General features: G+C 60.5%; 15 protein-coding genes. 9 read left to right on the top strand and 6 right to left on the bottom strand.

Annotated elements, in window-relative coordinates; translation table 11 throughout:
* Window positions 1–2,487, top strand: a complete 2,487-nt coding sequence (gene ligD / locus KHP07_RS25255) for a DNA ligase D (RefSeq protein WP_214498219.1) — start codon at window positions 1–3, stop codon at window positions 2,485–2,487.
* Between the two features lie 15 nt (window positions 2,488–2,502).
* Here ligD and lpxO read toward each other — a convergent pair whose 3' ends face one another.
* Window positions 2,503–3,402, bottom strand: coding sequence for a lipid A hydroxylase LpxO (gene lpxO / locus KHP07_RS25250; RefSeq protein ID WP_078048370.1), 900 nt, complete (start codon window positions 3,400–3,402; stop codon window positions 2,503–2,505).
* A 251-nt stretch (window positions 3,403–3,653) separates the two neighbouring features.
* Complete coding sequence (locus tag KHP07_RS25245; protein ID WP_214498218.1) at window positions 3,654–4,970, bottom strand: Wzz/FepE/Etk N-terminal domain-containing protein; 1,317 nt, start codon at window positions 4,968–4,970, stop codon at window positions 3,654–3,656.
* A gap of 367 nt (window positions 4,971–5,337) precedes the next feature.
* Between KHP07_RS25245 and KHP07_RS25240 the strand changes: the two genes are divergently transcribed.
* The gene (locus KHP07_RS25240; RefSeq protein WP_214498217.1) at window positions 5,338–5,724 is read left to right on the top strand and encodes a TIGR03067 domain-containing protein; all 387 of its coding nucleotides are present in this window, start codon (window positions 5,338–5,340) and stop codon (window positions 5,722–5,724) included.
* A 279-nt stretch (window positions 5,725–6,003) separates the two neighbouring features.
* Here the strand turns inward: KHP07_RS25240 and KHP07_RS25235 are convergent, their stop codons facing one another.
* Window positions 6,004–6,816, bottom strand: a complete 813-nt coding sequence (locus KHP07_RS25235; protein WP_214498216.1) for a class I SAM-dependent methyltransferase — start codon at window positions 6,814–6,816, stop codon at window positions 6,004–6,006.
* A 154-nt stretch (window positions 6,817–6,970) separates the two neighbouring features.
* On the opposite strand from KHP07_RS25235, the gene KHP07_RS25230 reads away from it, so the two are divergent.
* The 3 genes from KHP07_RS25230 to KHP07_RS25220 all read left to right on the top strand — a co-directional run bounded on the left by KHP07_RS25230 (window position 6,971) and on the right by KHP07_RS25220 (window position 11,337).
* Window positions 6,971–8,209 (top strand): MFS transporter, encoded by a 1,239-nt coding sequence (locus tag KHP07_RS25230; RefSeq protein ID WP_214498264.1) that lies wholly within the window; start codon window positions 6,971–6,973, stop codon window positions 8,207–8,209.
* Window positions 8,210–8,351: 142 nt separating this feature from the next.
* Window positions 8,352–9,938 (top strand): ABC-F family ATPase, encoded by a 1,587-nt coding sequence (locus tag KHP07_RS25225; RefSeq protein ID WP_028616043.1) that lies wholly within the window; start codon window positions 8,352–8,354, stop codon window positions 9,936–9,938.
* A gap of 223 nt (window positions 9,939–10,161) precedes the next feature.
* Window positions 10,162–11,337 (top strand): MFS transporter, encoded by a 1,176-nt coding sequence (locus KHP07_RS25220; protein ID WP_078048296.1) that lies wholly within the window; start codon window positions 10,162–10,164, stop codon window positions 11,335–11,337.
* Here KHP07_RS25220 and KHP07_RS25215 read toward each other — a convergent pair.
* On the bottom strand, window positions 11,331–12,368 hold the full coding sequence (locus tag KHP07_RS25215; protein WP_078048295.1) for an alpha/beta hydrolase family protein: 1,038 nt from the start codon (window positions 12,366–12,368) through the stop codon (window positions 11,331–11,333). The two genes, KHP07_RS25220 and KHP07_RS25215, sit on opposite strands and share 7 nt — an antisense overlap.
* A gap of 207 nt (window positions 12,369–12,575) precedes the next feature.
* Window positions 12,576–13,187: an FMN-dependent NADH-azoreductase gene (locus tag KHP07_RS25210; RefSeq protein ID WP_078048294.1), complete on the bottom strand. Its 612-nt coding sequence runs from the start codon at window positions 13,185–13,187 to the stop codon at window positions 12,576–12,578.
* 86 nt (window positions 13,188–13,273) lie between these two features.
* On the opposite strand from KHP07_RS25210, the gene KHP07_RS25205 reads away from it, so the two are divergent.
* Window positions 13,274–13,429 carry a hypothetical protein gene (locus KHP07_RS25205; RefSeq protein ID WP_157806785.1) on the top strand — a complete coding sequence of 52 codons (156 nt, stop codon included), beginning with the start codon at window positions 13,274–13,276 and terminating at the stop codon, window positions 13,427–13,429.
* Here KHP07_RS25205 and KHP07_RS25200 read toward each other — a convergent pair.
* Entirely contained in the window at window positions 13,411–14,337 is a 927-nt protein-coding gene (locus KHP07_RS25200; RefSeq protein WP_078048293.1) for an AraC family transcriptional regulator, read from the bottom strand. The two genes, KHP07_RS25205 and KHP07_RS25200, sit on opposite strands and share 19 nt — an antisense overlap.
* A 157-nt stretch (window positions 14,338–14,494) precedes the next feature.
* Here KHP07_RS25200 and KHP07_RS25195 point away from each other — a divergent pair, with 157 nt between their 5' ends.
* The 3 genes from KHP07_RS25195 to KHP07_RS25185 all read left to right on the top strand — a co-directional run bounded on the left by KHP07_RS25195 (window position 14,495) and on the right by KHP07_RS25185 (window position 17,248).
* A complete protein-coding gene (locus tag KHP07_RS25195) occupies window positions 14,495–15,874 on the top strand; it encodes an NAD-dependent succinate-semialdehyde dehydrogenase (RefSeq protein ID WP_214498215.1) in 1,380 nt (459 codons plus the stop codon).
* 112 nt (window positions 15,875–15,986) lie between these two features.
* Window positions 15,987–16,895, top strand: a complete 909-nt coding sequence (locus KHP07_RS25190; RefSeq protein WP_078050915.1) for a LysR substrate-binding domain-containing protein — start codon at window positions 15,987–15,989, stop codon at window positions 16,893–16,895.
* Window positions 16,892–17,248 carry an MmcQ/YjbR family DNA-binding protein gene (locus tag KHP07_RS25185; protein ID WP_099491236.1) on the top strand — a complete coding sequence of 119 codons (357 nt, stop codon included), beginning with the start codon at window positions 16,892–16,894 and terminating at the stop codon, window positions 17,246–17,248. The genes KHP07_RS25190 and KHP07_RS25185 overlap by 4 nt, the downstream gene beginning before the upstream one ends.
* Window positions 17,249–17,687 lie beyond the last annotated feature (439 nt).

Raw genomic sequence — 17,687 nt, 5'->3', positions numbered from 1 at the left:
ATGCCAAAGCCCCTTAGCGAGTACAACCGCAAGCGCGACTTCGGCGTTACCGGCGAGCCGGCAGGCAGTGCGCCCGCCGGCAAGCGCAAAGCATCGGCGCTGTCCTTTGTGATCCAGAAACATGACGCGCGCAACCTGCACTATGACTTTCGCCTGGAACTCGATGGCGTGTTGCTCAGTTGGGCGGTGCCCAAAGGCCCGAGCCTGGACCCGACGCAGAAGCGCCTGGCCGTACACGTGGAGGATCACCCCCTCAGCTACGGCAGCTTCGAAGGCAGTATTCCGGCCGGCCAATATGGCGCGGGCGATGTCATCGTGTGGGACCGTGGCGTATGGCAACCCCATGACGACCCGCGCAAGGCCTACGCCGCTGGAAAACTCAAATTCACCTTGGTCGGTGAGAAACTTTCCGGCGACTGGACACTGGTGCGCACCCGCCTTAAAGGCAGCGCCGACAAGGAGCAGTGGCTGCTGATCAAGGAGAAAGACCCGCAGGCACGCCCGGCCGACGACTACGATATTGTCCAGGCCCAGCCGAACAGCGTGGTCAGCAACGCGTCGGTCGGCGCGCCCAAAGCCAAGCCCCCGGCGAAAACCAAGGCCAAGCCCAAAAAAGCCGCGACGTCCGCCCTCCCTGAGCAATTCGCACCGCAATTGGCCACGTTGGTGGACCGCGCCCCCGAAGGCGACTGGCACTACGAGATCAAGTTCGACGGCTACCGCATGCTCGCACGCATACGCGATGGCGACGTGCGCCTGTTCACCCGCAACGGCCATGACTGGACCGAACGCCTGCCGCGCCAGGCCAAGGCCCTGCAAGCCCTGAAGCTCAAGGACAGTTGGCTCGACGGCGAGGTGGTCAGCCTCAACGGCGACGGCCTGCCGGACTTCCAGGCGCTGCAAAATGCTTTTGATATCGGCCGCAGCCTGGACATTGTCTATTACCTGTTCGATGCGCCCTTCCTCAATGGCCAGGATCAGCGCCAGGCACCGGTCGAAGATCGCCGTGCGGCACTCAAGGCAGCGTTGGCGGGCAGCAGAAGCAAGCTATTGCGGTTCTCGGAAGCGTTCACCGCCCACCATCGCGATATTTTTGAAAGTGCCTGTGACCTATCCCTGGAAGGCGTGATTGGCAAGCGCCTGGGCAGCCCTTACGTGTCCAGTCGCAGCGCCGATTGGATCAAGCTCAAATGCCGCCTGCGCCAGGAGTTCGTGATCGTCGGCTACACGCGGCCGCAGGGTTCGCGCAGTGGTTTCGGGGCGCTATTACTGGCGGTGAACGACAAGACAGGGCTGGTGTATGCCGGGCGTGTGGGCACAGGCTTTGATCAAGCGGCGCTGAAAGCCATCTATGCGCAACTCACGCCGCTGGAGCGCAAGGCATCGCCCCTGGAAAAACCATTGACCAGCGCCCAGGCCCGCGGTGTGCACTGGGTGGAGCCGACCTTGGTCGGCGAGGTGCAATTTGCCGAATGGACCCGCGAAGGCGTGGTGCGCCAGGCGGCATTCGTGGCGATGCGTACCGACAAACCCGCAGCCCAGATCATTCATGAGCAACCGCGTACGGCCAAATCCATGAAACCCGCAAAAAAACCCAGCGCCGGGGTGAACATCACACACCCCGATCGTGTGATCGACTCGCAAAGCGGCACGCAGAAGCAGCAACTGGCGCAGTTCTACGCGGGGATCAGCCGATGGATCCTGCCCTTCCTGCACCACCGCCCGGTTTCACTGCTCAGGGCGCCTGAAGGCATCGACGGCGAGCAGTTCTTCCAGAAACACTCGGAGCGCCTGGCCATTCCCAATATCAAGCAACTGGATCAGGCCCTCGACCCAGGGCATGCGCGCCTGATGGAAATCGACAGCGTCAAGGCGTTGATCGGCGCCGTGCAGATGGGCTCCGTGGAGTTTCACACCTGGGGCGCCACCTCGGACAAGATCGAAACCCCTGACTTGTTTGTGCTCGATCTCGACCCGGACCCGGCGCTGCCGTGGAAAGCCATGCTCGAAGCGGCGCAATTGACCCTCTCGGTATTGGATGAAATAGGCCTGCAAGCCTTCGTCAAGACCAGCGGCGGCAAGGGCTTGCACCTGGTCGTGCCACTGGCGCGCCGAGACAGCTGGGACACCGTCAAGGCCTTCGCCAAGGCCATCGCCCAGTTCATGACTGCACAATTGCCGGAGCGTTTTACCGCGACCTCAGGCCCCAAGAACCGGGTCGGCAAGATATTCATCGACTATTTGCGTAATGCGCGGGGTGCCAGCACGGTGGCCGCGTATTCGGTACGGGCGCGGCCGGGCTTGCCGGTCTCGGTGCCGATCAGTCGTGATGAATTAAAGGGGTTACGCAGTGCACAGCAGTGGACAGTCGCCAATCTGCAGCAGCGGTTGGACGGCCTGAAGGCTGATCCTTGGGACGGCTATGCCAATCGACAGAAAATCGGCAAGAAGATGTGGGAAAAACTGGGCGCCCATTCACCGGAGTGAAGGCGCCCGAAGCGGTCAGATCAGCAGGAAGATGGCCGCCAACACGGCGAAGATCGCCCACTTTTCCAGGTAGTAACGCGTGCGGTTGCGCTTTTTCAGCTCCTTGCCCCGCAAGCGGATCTTGTACAGGCGGGTAAAGGCACGATTGAGCCCGCCGGTCTTGTCGCCGGCATCGTTGGGCGAGCCGGCAGCTGCCATCACATTACGGCTGAACCAGCGATTGAAGGCCGCAGCCCAGCGGTACTTCATCGGGCGCTCGATGTCGCAGAACAGGATGATGCGGTTGTGCTGCGTGGTGTTCTCGGCGTAGTGGATGTAGGTCTCGTCGAACATCACCGGTTCGCCGTCACGCCAGTAATAGTTTTCGCCGTCCACGTTGATATAGCAGCCAGGATCGTTCGGGGTATCCAGGCCCAGGTGATAGCGGTATGAACCGGCATACGGGTCACGGTGGCGCACCAGCTTGGAGCCCGGTGGCAGCTCGGCAAACATCGCGGCCTTGATCGAACCGATGCCCTGCACCAGCTCCGTGGTGCGCGGGCACAGCTTCATCGCCGACGGGTGGCTGTCGCCGTACCATTTCAGGTAGAAGCGTTTCCAGCCCGACTTGAAGAACGAGTTGAAACCCACATCGTTGTATTGGTCCGAGCGTTTGATCTCGCCCGCACGCATCAGGTTCTGGCCTTCCTGGCGGATTTCTTCCCAGTGTTCTTGCAGCGGGCTGAGGTCGGGGAATTCGCTGGGCGACAGGTACGGTCGGCTGGGCAGCTTGGAGAAGAGGTAGAGAAAGCAGTTGACCGGTGCCAGGAAGGTGGAATGGTCACTGAGCTGGCGGCCCAGCTTGTGTCGCACCCGGCCACGCAGGTGTACATACGCAATCGAGGCAACGTAGAGAACAACAATGATGAGTTTCAAGGGATTTCGTCACACGTCAGAAGAGAACAGGCTGCTCCTGCGTGCCCACGACGGCCGAGGTTGGATAGCAGCACCTGAAATCACAATTCACACAGTCGGCACTACCCGTTAAGTCACTACGGGTTCATGGCCATTGGCAGTTATTTAGCCACAGGTTGTAACCAAAAGTTAACTAAGAATTGTGAAAAGCTGTCTTCTGAATGTGCTGAGCGGGCTTGCCTTGGGGCAGGCCCGCTAGGGGTTATTGCGGACTATCGGGCTGGCAACCGACGTTCATCAAGCACAGAAAAGGGTCCGTTTTGCCTACGCACTTGCACAAAATGTCGCGCCAGTGCCAGCAAAATACCGAACATCAGCCCTGCCACCAGGCTTAACGCGATGATCAGGGATTTTCTTGGTTTGATCGGACCCAGGGGTTCCTGCGCCTGCCGGTCGACGGTCACCAGTTTGAGCATGCTCATATCGATATTGAGGCCGCGCAGCCGGGCTTCCTCCGCCCAGAGTGGCTCAACGTCTTGCAGGAACATGTCCTCATCCTTGCGACCGTTGAGCACCTCCACCTCACGATTGACGTCAAGCATGCGCAATTCCTTGCCAATCTCCGCGATGCGGTCGCTGGTGAAGTCGTCGTTGGTGCGGCGTACCAGAGCCGCTCGCTCGGCCTCCAATGCCTGGGTGCCCAAGAAGTACAAGGGGATTTTCTGGTTGGTGACCTCAGTGCGCATCACCGGGCTGGAACCACTGAACGCATCAGCCCCCATGGCCGAAGGCGTAGTGGGATTCTTGATGCCGATCGACTTGGCGATCGAGATCGCCTCATCCAATTCTGCCAGACGGCTGCCGCGCTGCAATTTCATCTGCAGGCGCAAGGCGGTGAGTTCGTCCTGCAACTGTGCACGCTTAACCTTGTCCGCCTCCAGCAACCGGGCAATTTTCGACGCCTTGCCTGTTTCATAATTGGCACGCGCCGCATCGATCTTACCCTTGAGCTCGTTCAGGCGGTTATTGACGATTACCTCGAGGTCCGCCCCCACCTGCTTGCGTTGCCGCGCGATAGCGTAGGCTACGAACCCATTGAGAATTGCCACTCCGTCAATGCCCTCGGGGTACTGCATCTCCAGGCGCAAGTAGCTGTTGGGCGAATCGGATTTCTTGGGATCCGGGAGCACCAGGTTGATGGCGGAGCCATTAAACGCCTCGAAGCTCTGCTCCAGGCTGCGTCCGGGCTGCTGAAAGGCCTCGAACAGCGCAGGATTAGCCCTGAAGAAATCCATGCGGGCCTCATACGATTCGAGCTGAGAGCCAACTTTGGCCAGTGCATCGGCCGGTGGCAGCTTGTAGACTTCAGACCGGTTGAGGGCATCCAGCTCATTGATCGCCGCAGGCCGCAACACACTGCTGACTTGGTAAACCTTCGGCGACAGGTACGCGTAGCCTACTCCCAGAAGGCCCGCCAGAATCGTGCAACCGATGATCCATTTTTTTTGCTTCCAGATTGCATGAAACAGCTCAAAAAGATCGACTTCATCCGACGGTGAATATTGATGTAGCTGGGGAGTGTTATTCAAAGTTCATACACCCTGATGAATTGAAATTCAGCGCCCAAACAACTCAGACCTGAATAACAACCAAATAGACAGGGGGCAACGTGCGGACGCTCGAAATAAGCGGCCCTCTGTCGGCAAAGGGACCACCCAAATCACTGAAGCCTCATACCTAAGCAGCCAAAGGTTTCATTTCAGTTACACGGGAGCCCTTATTGACAGGCACCCACAGCATAGACGGTCCGTTACAAGACGTTACCCAGCGGCCAGGCAAAGTGACGCTAATTGCCTGTTGTTATAACGAAGAATCGCATAAAAAATTAAAAAATAACTTTTTTCCTACGCTTAATTAAGCATTAGGCGGACAACCCTTCAGCAAAAAGGAATTTGTATGCCCTCCATTTCCGACCCGGATCTTCAAACCCTTCAGGGCGTTTGGGAACAAACCTCACTCGAAGACAGCAGCGTGCTCAACCCCATCGATGCCCACAGTGCCCCTGGGGCACTTACCACTATTACCGGTGACCGCTTCGAAGTGAAGACCGTCAGCGGTGACGTGTTGCTGGCTGGCCGGTTTTTCCTGGACAGCAGCACCGTTCCCAAGAGCATCACCTGGATCGACGCCATAGGGGATGACGCAGGCAAGCAACTGCCCGCCAGTTATCACTTGGAAGGGGATGAATTTGTGTTCATTGCCGCAGATGAAAGTATGCCCAGGCCAATCGAGTTCAGTACTGGCCCAGGTCAAACCATGCGCACTTTCGTGCGGCGTACCTGATCGACGGCCCATCCGAATTTGCGACCGCATTTTCACAAACTCTTCACTTTCAGGTCTATAGGGTGAAGCCTACCTACTCCGGTGAATCCCTTAGCCCGCCTCTGCTCGCGGGCTTTTTTTGCCTTCAAGAAAGCCCTCAACACCGGCCCCTGAACCCAGTACCAGGCTCGTAGGAGCCGGCTTGCCGGCACTGGTCTCAACGACGACGCGCACTATCAGGAAAACGGCGGCGCTCCTGAGTTTTTTCGCCGGCAAGTCGGCGCCTACACAATCAGCGCGTCACTCTGCACGCTTGATGGCGGTCAAGGTAAAGCACATCGGCAATTGCGCCGACTGATGCTCGTACTGGTCGTACAGCTCTTCGCGGTTCGAATGGGCATATTCCTGTAGATGGCTGATCTGCAAGTGCGCGCAGATCGCAGCACTGACAACATCGCCCAAGGTGTGCACGTACCAATAGGAGGTCGGCCCGGCCACCTCGCCCTGGCCCTCGTAGACAATCGATTCCTGCAGCACAAAGGGCTCGCGCTGGAAGTACGAACTGGCCGGCAGGAAGGGGTTTTGCGCACGAGGATCGAACACTTCCAGGAACGGGTGGGTTTCATACATCACCAGCGTACCGCCGGGCTTCAAGGTGCTGGCCACGTGGCGCATGAACAACCCCACGTCCGGCATCCAGCCCAGCACGCCGATGGTCACCAGCGCGATGTCAAAGCGCTCATGCAACTGCGGCGGCAGGTGGTGGATATCACTTTCAATGAATTCAGGGCTGTGGGGCGAGACAGCCGCCAATTCGCGGGCCTGTTGGAGAAAAGCCCGGGATTGGTCCACCCCCACCACCGAGCGTGCGCCCAGGGCAAATAACGAGAGGCTTTCACGGCCATTGTTGCAACACAGTTGCACCACATCTTTACCGGCCACACCCACATCCTGCAGCAAGCCGGTCAGGGTCGGGTCCAGGCAGGAAAAATCAGCCGCACCCACGCCGTTGAGCAGCGCGTTCCAGGTGTCGGTGGTTTTGTGCAGGTTGGCGGATTGGTCCCAGGCGTCCTTGTTGCTGGCAACTGCCTGTTGAGCTGAGGGCATGTCCATTGCGTGTCCAGATATTCAATACAGCGGGGCTGAGAAAATAAGCCAAGTGTTCACGGATTAAAACCCCACAAGGCAGGCGAAACTTAACACAGGCCGCGTAGGTCATTAACGCATGCGTGTCCAGCCCTTGGACGCCGCCTGCGAAGCCTTTGCCGTGGCCAATCATTCCGACTTGCGCACTACCCTGTCCCTGGACAGCCTGAATTTCTTCCTGGCGGATGTGCGCGATGGCCTCGGCCCCTACCTCGCCATTTATTTGCTGGCCGTGCACAAATGGGACCCGGCCAGCATCGGCGTGGTCATGACGCTGGCCGGTATCGCCGCCTTGGTTACCCAGGGCCCGGCGGGCGCACTGATCGACCGCACTCGCAGCAAGCGCGCCGTGATCGCGCTGGCCGCCATCGTAGTGACCGGCAGTTGCCTGCTGCTGCCCTTTGTCAGCTCATTCAGCCTGGTGGCATTGACCCAGGCCGCCAGCGCCGTCGCCGCCTCGGTGTTTGCACCGGCGATCAGCGCAATCTCCCTGGGGATTACCGGACCGCGTGCGTTCACGCGCCGCACCGGACGCAACGAAACCTTCAACCACGCCGGCAATGCCGTGGCGGCGCTGTTGGCCGGTGGCCTGGCCTACCTGTTCGGGCCAGTGGTGGTGTTCTACCTGATGGCCTTCATGGCGGCGGCCAGTATCATCGCGGTCAGTTGCGTGTCGGCCTCCGCGATCGACCATGACGTCGCACGCGGGTTCGACCCGGCGCATCACAGCGATCAGGAACAACCTTCCGGCATGCGGCTACTGCTGGCCAACCGCCCGCTGCTGCTGTTCGCGATCTGCTGCGCCCTGTTCCACCTGGCCAATGCGGCGATGCTGCCGTTGGTCAGCCAGAAGCTGTCGCAGATCAACCTGCAGATGGCCACGCCACTGACCTCGGCGTGCATCGTCGCCGCGCAGTTGGTGATGGTGCCGATGGCATGGCTGGTCGGGCTGAAAGCCGACATCTGGGGGCGCAAGCCCCTGCTGATGGCGGGCTTCATGATCCTGCCGCTGCGCGGGGTGCTCTATACCTTGTCCAGCGACCCTTACTGGCTGGTGGCCGTGCAAATGCTCGACGGCGTCGGCGCAGGGATCTTTGGCGCGCTGTTCCCGGTGATCGTCAAGGACCTGACCCAAGGCACCGGACGCTTCAACGTCAGCCTGGGCGCCCTCTCTACCGTCTTTGGCCTGGGCGCGGCGCTGAGCAGCAGCCTGGCGGGGTTCGTGGTGCAACAGGCCGGCTACAACGCCGCCTTCCTGACCCTGGCCGGCGTGGCTGCCCTGGCCCTGGCACTGTTGTGGCTGGCGATGCCGGAGACCTTGGAGAAACCTTCCTTCGCTCGACATACAACTGTCGCCTGACATATGCGACAATGCGCGCCAAATTCCAACACACATCCCCAATTTTCTGCTCAGCGACCGGGTTTCGCGCCTTGATGTCGCTGTTGACGCATGCCTGATGGCTCCTGCCGTCACGCTCGCAACCCATTGATAGGTAAAGTAATTGATCTCCACAGCTAACATCACCATGCAGTTCGGCGCCAAGCCGCTCTTCGAGAATGTCTCGGTCAAGTTCGGCGCCGGCAACCGTTATGGTTTGATCGGTGCCAACGGTTGCGGCAAGTCGACCTTCATGAAAATCCTCGGCGGTGACCTCGACCCGTCCGGCGGCCAGGTCATGCTGGAGCCGAACGTGCGCCTGGGTAAACTGCGCCAGGACCAGTTCGCCTACGAAGAATTCACCGTGCTCGACACCGTGATCATGGGCCACGAAGAACTGTGGAAGGTCAAGGCCGAGCGCGACCGCATCTACTCGCTGCCGGAAATGAGCGAAGAAGACGGTATGGCCGTGGCCGAGCTGGAAACCGAATTCGCCGAAATGGACGGCTACACCGCTGAATCCCGTGCCGGTGAACTGCTGCTGGGCCTGGGCATTCCCCTGGAACAGCATTTCGGCCCGATGAGCGAAGTGTCCCCAGGCTGGAAACTGCGCGTGCTGCTGGCCCAGGCGCTGTTCTCCGATCCTGAAGTGCTGTTGCTCGACGAACCGACCAACCACTTGGACATCAACACCATTCGCTGGCTGGAAAACATCCTGACCCAGCGTTCCAGCCTGATGATCATCATCTCTCACGACCGTCACTTCCTGAACAGCGTGTGCACCCACATGGCTGACCTGGACTACGGCGAGCTGCGCCTGTTCCCGGGCAACTACGACGAGTACATGACCGTAGCGACCCAGTCCCGCGAGCAACTGCTGTCGGACAACGCCAAGAAGAAGGCACAGATCTCCGAACTGCAATCCTTCGTCAGCCGCTTCTCGGCCAACGCCTCCAAAGCCAAGCAGGCCACTTCCCGTGCCAAGGCGATCGACAAGATCCAGTTGGCCGAAGTCAAGCCATCGAGCCGCGTGAGCCCGTTCATCCGTTTCGAGCAGAACAAAAAGCTGCACCGTCAGGCAGTCATGGTCGAAAAAATGGCCAAAGGCTTCGACGGCAAGCCGCTGTTCAAAGACTTCAGCTTCCAGGTTGAAGCCGGCGAGCGCGTGGCGATCATCGGCCCGAACGGTATCGGCAAGACCACCCTGTTGCGCACCCTGGTCAACGAACTGACCCCGGACGCCGGCAGCATCAAGTGGACCGACGCGGCGGAACTGGGCTACTACGCCCAGGACCATGCGCACGACTTCGAAGACGACGTCACCCTGTTCGACTGGATGGGCCAGTGGACCCAAGGCGAGCAAATGATCCGTGGCACCCTGGGTCGCATGCTGTTCTCCAACGACGAGATCCAGAAGTCGGTCAAGGTGATTTCCGGTGGTGAGCAAGGCCGCATGCTGTTCGGCAAGCTGATCCTGCAAAAGCCGAACGTGCTGATCATGGACGAACCGACCAACCACTTGGACATGGAATCCATCGAAGCGCTGAACCTGGCGCTGGAGAACTACCCAGGCACGCTGATCTTCGTCAGCCACGACCGTGAGTTCGTATCGTCTTTGGCCACCCGCATCATCGAGTTGAGCGCTACTGGCGTGATCGACTTCAGCGGCACCTATGACGACTACCTGCGCAGCCAGGGCGTGGTGTTCTAAGCACCGCGCGCCGAATAAAAAACCCCGTCCTACGACGGGGTTTTTTATTGGGAATGCATGCCCTGTAGGAGCCCGCTTGCGGGCGATGGCGTCGTTGAAATCGCCATCGCCCGCAAGCGGGCTCCTACAGTTTCAGGTCCATCCGGGTTTATCGTTAGGCAGCTTCCTTTTCTCTCCTCCCCTTGCCATGATGCCCTCACCGCCCGCCCGCGAACGAGTGCCCATGTCTGCCGCCGCCCCCAGTTCACTGTCGATCACCCTGCAGATCGTCTCCATCGTCTTCTATACCTTCATCGCGTTTATCTGCATCGGCCTGCCGATTGCGGTCATCCCAGGCTATGTGCATGAGCAACTGGGTTTCAGCGCCGTGGTAGCCGGGCTCACGATCGGGTCGCAATACCTCGCCACCCTGCTCAGCCGTCCCATGGCCGGGCGCATGTCCGACACGGTGGGTACCAAGCGCGCGATCGTGCTGGGGTTGGCCGGGATTCTGCTGAGTGGCGTGCTGACGTTTATCGCCACGCTGATGGACAGCCTGCCGTCGTTGAGCCTTGGCATCCTGATCGTCGCCCGACTGTTGCTGGGCGTCGCCCAGGGGTTAATCGGCGTGGGCACCATCAGTTGGTGCATGGGCGCGGTCGGTGCCGAGCACACGGCGCGCTCGATTTCGTGGAACGGCATCGCCTCCTACGGCGCCATCGCCATTGGTGCGCCGCTGGGCGTGGTGATGGTGGCCGACTATGGCTACAACAGCCTGGGCATTGCGCTGTCGGTGTTGTCGGCATTGGGCCTGCTGCTGATCCGCAACAAGCCTTCGGTGCCGGTGGTGCGCGGGGAGCGCTTGCCGTTCTGGGCGGTGTTCGGGCGTATCGCGCCGTTCGGCGCCAGCCTATGCCTGGCGTCGATTGGCTACGGCACGCTCACCACCTTTATCACCCTGTACTACCTCAATCGCGGCTGGACCGGCGCGGCGTATTGCCTGACGGTGTTCGGCGTGTGCTTTATTCTGTCGCGGTTGGTGTTCATCTCCGCTATCAGCCGTTTCGGCGGCTTTCGCGCAGCGATTGCCTGCATGACCATCGAAACCCTGGGCCTGACCCTGCTGTGGCTGGCACCCTCGACGGGCGTGGCATTGATTGGCGCCGGGCTGACCGGCTTTGGCTTGTCGCTGGTGTACCCGGCCCTGGGTGTGGAGGCCATCAAGCAGGTGCCCAACAGCAGCCGTGGCGCAGGGCTCAGTGCGTATGCGGTGTTCTTTGACCTGGCCCTGGCGATTGCGGGACCTTTGATGGGCGCCGTGGCCCTGAACCTCGGCTACGGGTGGATCTTCTTCTGCGCAGCGCTGCTGTCGGTCACCGCCCTGGCCTTGACCCTGTCGCTCAAGCGTCGCGCTTACTGATCAGCCGTCTGCATACCGGCGCGGGTGGATTGGCCCAGGGTGTGGCTGAAAAAACGCCCCGCCTCGGAAATCAGATCACGGTGAATGCCTTCGCGGTCGACACCGTCAGCGTCGGTGCAGATCGCCGGCATCGCCGCCAACTGATCGCTGTCGCACGGCGCCATGAACACGAAGTGCCCTGCTCCGGCCAGCAGCTTGAAGTCCGGCGGTTCCGGCAGCTTGCGCGCCAGGGCCGCTGCGTTCTTGTCCACCGCCACCAGCTTGTCGCCGTCGCCGCTGTAGAGCAGCACCGGCACATGCACGTCGGCCAGGGTGTGGCGACCGAACATCAGGCTCAGTGGCGCCATCAACATCAAGGCATGAATACGCGGGTCGGATTGCGGTTGCAGGTCGTCACGGTCCACCACCAGTTCGCCCTTGGTGGTGCAGGCGTCGCGGTCTTCCGGGCGCTCCTGGCAGTAACGGCGCAAGCGGTCGAAATCCGGCTTGGCACCGGCCAGGATCAATGCTGTCTCGCCGCCGGCTGAATAGCCGATAACCCCCACCTGGTCGACATTGACGAACGGCGATAGCATCGGATCGCCCAACGTGGCGGTGATTGCTTCGGAAATCTGGATCGGCCGGCCATACAGGTTGCTCACCGTGCCCAGTCGGCTGTGGTCCTTATAGTTGTCGCCAGGGTGCAGCACCGCCACCACGACGAAACCCTTGCGCGCCAGCGATGTGGCCAAGTCGTGCAGGGCCAGGGGCGTGCCGGTGTTGCCGTGGGACAACATCAGCATTGGGAAGCGGCCGATGGCGATCTTCGAATCTTCGGTGGCGGCGACGTGGTACGCGCCCAGTTGTGTGGTGTGCTCAAGGCCGGTGGACGGGTAAAAGGCCACGGCTTTCATCGGCTGCAGGTCCAGCGGATCAAGAAACGTCATGCGATGGAAGCCCACACTCCAATGCGGGTGCGGCGCGGGTGCAGCGTGCACTGAAATCAGGCTGCCGAGCAGGGAAAGAACCATAACAGCACAAAGACGCATCATGGGGATGTCCACCTTTGCTGCGTGAGAACCGACATATCGAAGAAACGTCCAGGTTGTTAAACCCATGCTTGCACAACCTGGGCCAAAGTAATGACAGCGGGCAAACGAAAAAACTCCGCACTCCGGTCGTTTTGAGGCGAGCAGAATACAGAGTTTAGGCGCCCGGCTTCAGATTGAAACCGAGGAAAGGCGAAATTTACACAAGCCTTACGCGGCGGCGAACAATTGTTCGTTGATCAGTACGTTGGCGTCGTTCAGGGCCTTGCTGCGCACTTCGTCACCGTAGGCCAGGCCTTCGGCACGCACGATTTCAATGTCGGTGATACCGAGGAAGCCGAACAGCAGCTTCAGGTAGCCTTCATGGGCGGCACCGGACGCTTGACCGGCATGCAGGCCACCGGCCGTGGACACGATGATGACTTTCTTGTTGCCGCACAGGCCTTCGGGGCCGGCTTCGCTGTAGCGGAAGGTCTGGCCGGCGACGGCGATGCGATCGATCCAGGCTTTCAACTGGGTTGGAATAGTGAAGTTGTACATCGGCGCACCGACCACGACGGCATCGGCGGCGAGGAATTCAGCCAGCGACGATGCACTCAGTTCGGCTTCGTGTTTCTGCGCGGCATCACGCAGTTCGGCAGCGGTGCCCAGGGCGCCCAGGGTCGCGCCGGAGAAGTGGTTGATGCCTTCGCTGGCCAGGTCGCGGTAAGTCACTTCAAGGCCCGGCTCTGCCGCTTGCCAGGCCTTGACCACAGCTGCGCTGAGCTGACGGGAGGCCGAGTTGTCGCCGAGGATGCTGGAATCGATATGCAACAGTTTCATGGGTGAACTCCAAGTGAGGATCGCGACGTGGCGATCAAGTGGAGTTGATCCTACAGATGATCCGAATAAACGATTAGAGGGCTCAAATGCGACTGTTTGTCCCGCTGATGAGACAATCCAACCAGCTCTGGCTTTCAGTCGGCACCCGCTACTACAACAAGGCCAGGCTGGCGCTGAATGCGAGCACCTTCGGCGTTTCTACCGCCCATGTCGGGCACCCTGCTCAGTGGGACGACACGTAAATCGACGCCGACGTAGGCGCCGGCAATGCATAGGTGCGCTTCATCCACTGGATCTCCTCCTGGGGCGTGCGGCCAAAGAAGCGCTTGAACTCGCGACTGAACTGCGAAGCGCTTTCATAGCCGACCTTGGCACAGGCCGAAGCGGCGGTGATATCGCTGCGCAGCATCAGCAACCGTGCCTGGTGCAGGCGCGTGGACTTGAGGTACTGCATCGGCGAGGTGTCGGTGACCGTGCGAAAATGCGCGTGAAAACTCGGCACGCTCATCATCGCTTCCTTGGCCAGTTCCTCTACGTCCAGGTGCTGCTCATAGCACCCATGGATCTTGCGAATCGCCCGCGCCACCTTGCCGAACTGACCTTGGCGATTCAACGCGGCGCGCATCGAACCGCCCTGCTCGCCCGTAATGATTCGGTAGTAGATTTCGCGCATCAGCGCCGGGCCGAGAATGTGCGCATCCATCGGCACGCTCATGGCCTCCAGGAATCGCAACAACGACTCACTGAGCAAGTCATCCATGGGCGACGAATACATGCCCCGAGGCTTGGCTTCGACCAACGCCGGAAAGTCATCCAGCGCCACCATCAACTCTGCCGCAACGGTGAAGTCCAGGCGCAGGTACACCGCCAGCATCGGCTCGGCTTCGCTGGCGTCGGTCTCCATGGTGAAGGGCACCGGCACTGACACCACCAGATAGTGCTGGGCGTCATACAGGTAAATCTCATCCCCCAGGAAACCGCGCTTGCGCCCTTGGCAGACGATCACGATGCCTGGGTCGTACAGCACCGGCACGCGGTGCAGTGGGCGGTTGGACCGCAGGAAGCGCACGTCATCCAATGCGCTCAGGTTATAGCCTTCGACAGGCGCCAGGGTGCCCATCAGCTCGATGATTCTGTCTGTACGGTCCATGGTCGCGGGCCCTTGGGTAAAGCGCCACGGTACCGCGCGACCGGCACCGACGCTACGGACTTATAGGAATAGGCAATCAGCACATTGGAATGGATATTCGCTCGAACACCGCATGCCCGTAGCCTGAAACCGTACTTTCAGCCCTCGGAGATCCCCCATGCTTATCGTCTACAACCCTGCCACCGGTGAAGAAATCGGCCGTATCGCCAAAAACAGCGCAGACGAGGTCAAGGCCGCCGTCGACCGTGCCTGCGCCGCGTTCCCCGAATGGTCCTCCAGGCTCGCCAAGGAGCGCAGTGACCTCCTGCGCCGCTGGCACGACGCGGTGAAGGCTGACAAAGAAGCCTTCGCCGAACTGCTCTGCCGCGAAAACGGCAAATGCCTCAGTGAAGCCCGCGGCGAAATCGACTACGGCCTGGGCTTTATCGAGTGGTACGCCGAGGAAGCCAAGCGCGTCTACGGCGACACAATCCCCACCCACGACCGTAACGCGAATGTGGTGGTGACCAAGGAAGCCATCGGCCCGGTGGCCGCCATCACGCCCTGGAACTTCCCGTTCATGATGATCACCCGCAAGGTCGCCACTGCCCTGGCCGCCGGTTGCACCATGGTGATCAAACCCGCCGAAGACACCCCGCTCACCGCCCTCAAGCTGCTCGAATACGCCCGCCAGGCCGGCATCGCGGAAGGTGTGCTGGAGGTGGTGGTGGGCGATCCCAAGGAGATCGGCCTGATCCTCACGGGCGACCCGCGCATCCGCAAGATCTCGTTCACCGGCTCCACCGGCGTCGGCAAATTGCTGGCTGCACAATGCGCGGCGAGCATCAAGAAGATGACCCTGGAGCTGGGCGGCAACGCGCCGTTTATCGTGTTCCAGGACGCCAACCTGGATGAGGCGGTGAAGGGACTGGTCAGCGCCAAGCTGCGCAACTCCGGCCAAGTGTGCATCTCACCGAACCGGATCTTTGTGCAGCACAGCATCCTTGAAGACTTCATCCAGCGCGTGAAGCAAGCCGTGGCCGAGATCGAAGTGGACCAGGGCCTGCGCGAAGGCTTCGTGGTCGGCCCGCTGGTCAATCAACTGGGTTTTGACAAAGTCGTGCGCCTGGTGGAAAACGCCAAGGCCGCCGGCGCCAAGGTCTTGATGGGGGGCAAGCCTCACGCCAAAGGCGGCCTGTTCTACGAGCCGACGGTGTTGACCGGCTTGCAGGACGATTCTCCGCTCGCGACCGAGGAGATCTTTGGGCCGGTGTTTGCGATCTATTCCTTCAAGGACGAAGACGAAGTGATCGCCCGTGCCAACCAGACCGAATACGGCTTGGTCGCCTATGCCTACACCAGCGCGCTGGGACGGTCGTTGCGCCTGTCGCGTCAATTGGAAGCCGGCATGGTGATTCTCAACTCAGGGTCGGTGGGCACTGCGTCGGTGCCGTTTGGCGGGATCAAGCAATCGGGTTATGGCCGTGAAGGCAGCTATTACGGGATCGAAGAGTACGTGCATGTGAAGTATGTGTTGATGGCGGGCGCGCAGTTCTAGGCCGTCCCGTCGGAAAAAAGCCAGCGCCCACAAGGTGCTGGCTTTTTTTCTGGTGGATTTGCACACGCCAGGCGCGGATAGTTCGTCCCATTGACAGGACAATAGGTTGATCATGCAAGACCTTAACGACCTCTACTATTTCGCCAAAGTCGTCGAAGCCGGTGGCTTCGCTGCAGCCGGGCGCCTGCTGGGGATTCCCAAGTCGCGGCTGTCGCGGCGCATTGCCGAGCTCGAGGAACGTCTCGGTGCACGCCTGCTGCAACGCACCACCCGCCAGTTGACCCTCACCGCCGTCGGCGAGCGCTACCTGCGGCATTGCCAAGCGATGCTGCTGGAAGCGGAAATGGCCGATGAGGCGGTGGCCAGCATGTCCAGTGAACCCCGTGGACGACTGCGGGTGAGCTGCCCGGTGGGCATGGCCCAGCACATCCTGCCGGAGTTGGTCGCAGGTTTTCTCGCCGCCCACCCGCAGGTGCAGTTGGAGATGACCCTGGTCAACCGCCGTGTCGACCTGGTGGCCGAAGGCATTGACGTGGCGTTGCGGGTGCGCGAACTCGGCGATGAAGACCCGCTGCTGGTCACCAAACGCCTGCGTCAGGCACAGACCGTACTGGTGGCCAGCCCCGCGCTGATGCTCGGTCGCCAGGTGGCAACCCTGGACGACCTCAAGCAATTGCCGATCCTCGGCGCGCTGGAGGCGGACCGCTTGGTGCATCAACGCATTCTCGACCCCCAGGGCAACGCTCACGACTTGGCAATGGAGGCCCGGCTGGGGATTGACGACTTTATCGTGCGCAAGGCCAGCGCCATCATGGGCCTGGGCTTTACCGTCTTGCCGATGATGTACTGTGAAGAAGAACTGGCCAGCGGCCGGTTGGTGCAATTGCTGCCGGAATGGTCCTTGCCGGGTGGCTGGCTGCAAGCGGTGTACCCGCATCGCCGTGGCGTGTTGCCGGCCATTCGTGCCTGGATCGATTACCTGGAAGAAGGGTTCAAAGGGTGTGGAGACCGCCTGTTATGAAGATGACTGAAGCCCAAGTCGCGACGTTTTGCCTGAGCCTGCCGGGCGCGCGGGAAGACTACAAGTGGGGTGGTGTGCGGGTGTTTTCGATTGCGGGCAATAAGATGTTTGCCCTGCAGAATCTGCGCGGTGAGTCGTTGGCGTTCAAGGTGGACAAGGAGTTGTTCCTGGGGCATGTGGATCGCCCAGGTATTCACCCGGCGCCGTATCTGGCGCGGGCGCAGTGGGTGATTATGAATACGCCCTATCCATTGGGGGCTGAGGAGTTGCGGGGTTTGTTGCGGCGTTCACATCAGTTGGTGGTGAGTAAGTTGCCCAAGCGCACGCAGGTTGGGTTGTTGCTGGAGGCGTAGGTATTTGGGTATGGCGAGGGGCCTGACAGCCGACCACTCTCTAACTGTCACCCCGCGACTCAAAAATGTGGGAGCTGGCTTGCCTGCGAAGACGGCCTAACAGCCGACCACAATCTAACTGTCATCCCGCGATCCAAATGTGGGAGCTGGCTTGCCTGCGAAGGCGGCCTGATAGCCGACCTAGATGTTGGATTAGACCGAGTACATATCCGTTACTCGGGTAACGGCTGCTAATGGTTCCGCCCTTACGGCGGCTCACTTTGGAAAAGCCCCAAAGTAAGCAAAGGGCTCTTGCCCCAACACTCGGCACCTCGCCTAGGCTCGGTGTGCCCGTAATCCGACAGGTATTTGGGGGGCCGCTTGAGATCAAAAGCAGGATCAAGAGCAACATCAACATCAACATCAACAGCGGCTCGCTTCGCATCGTGGTTAGCGTTGG

Source organism: Pseudomonas sp. VS40, assembly GCF_018587885.1.
GTDB lineage: Bacteria > Pseudomonadota > Gammaproteobacteria > Pseudomonadales > Pseudomonadaceae > Aquipseudomonas > Aquipseudomonas pergaminensis.
This window is presented reverse-complemented; position numbering and strand designations above follow the sequence as displayed.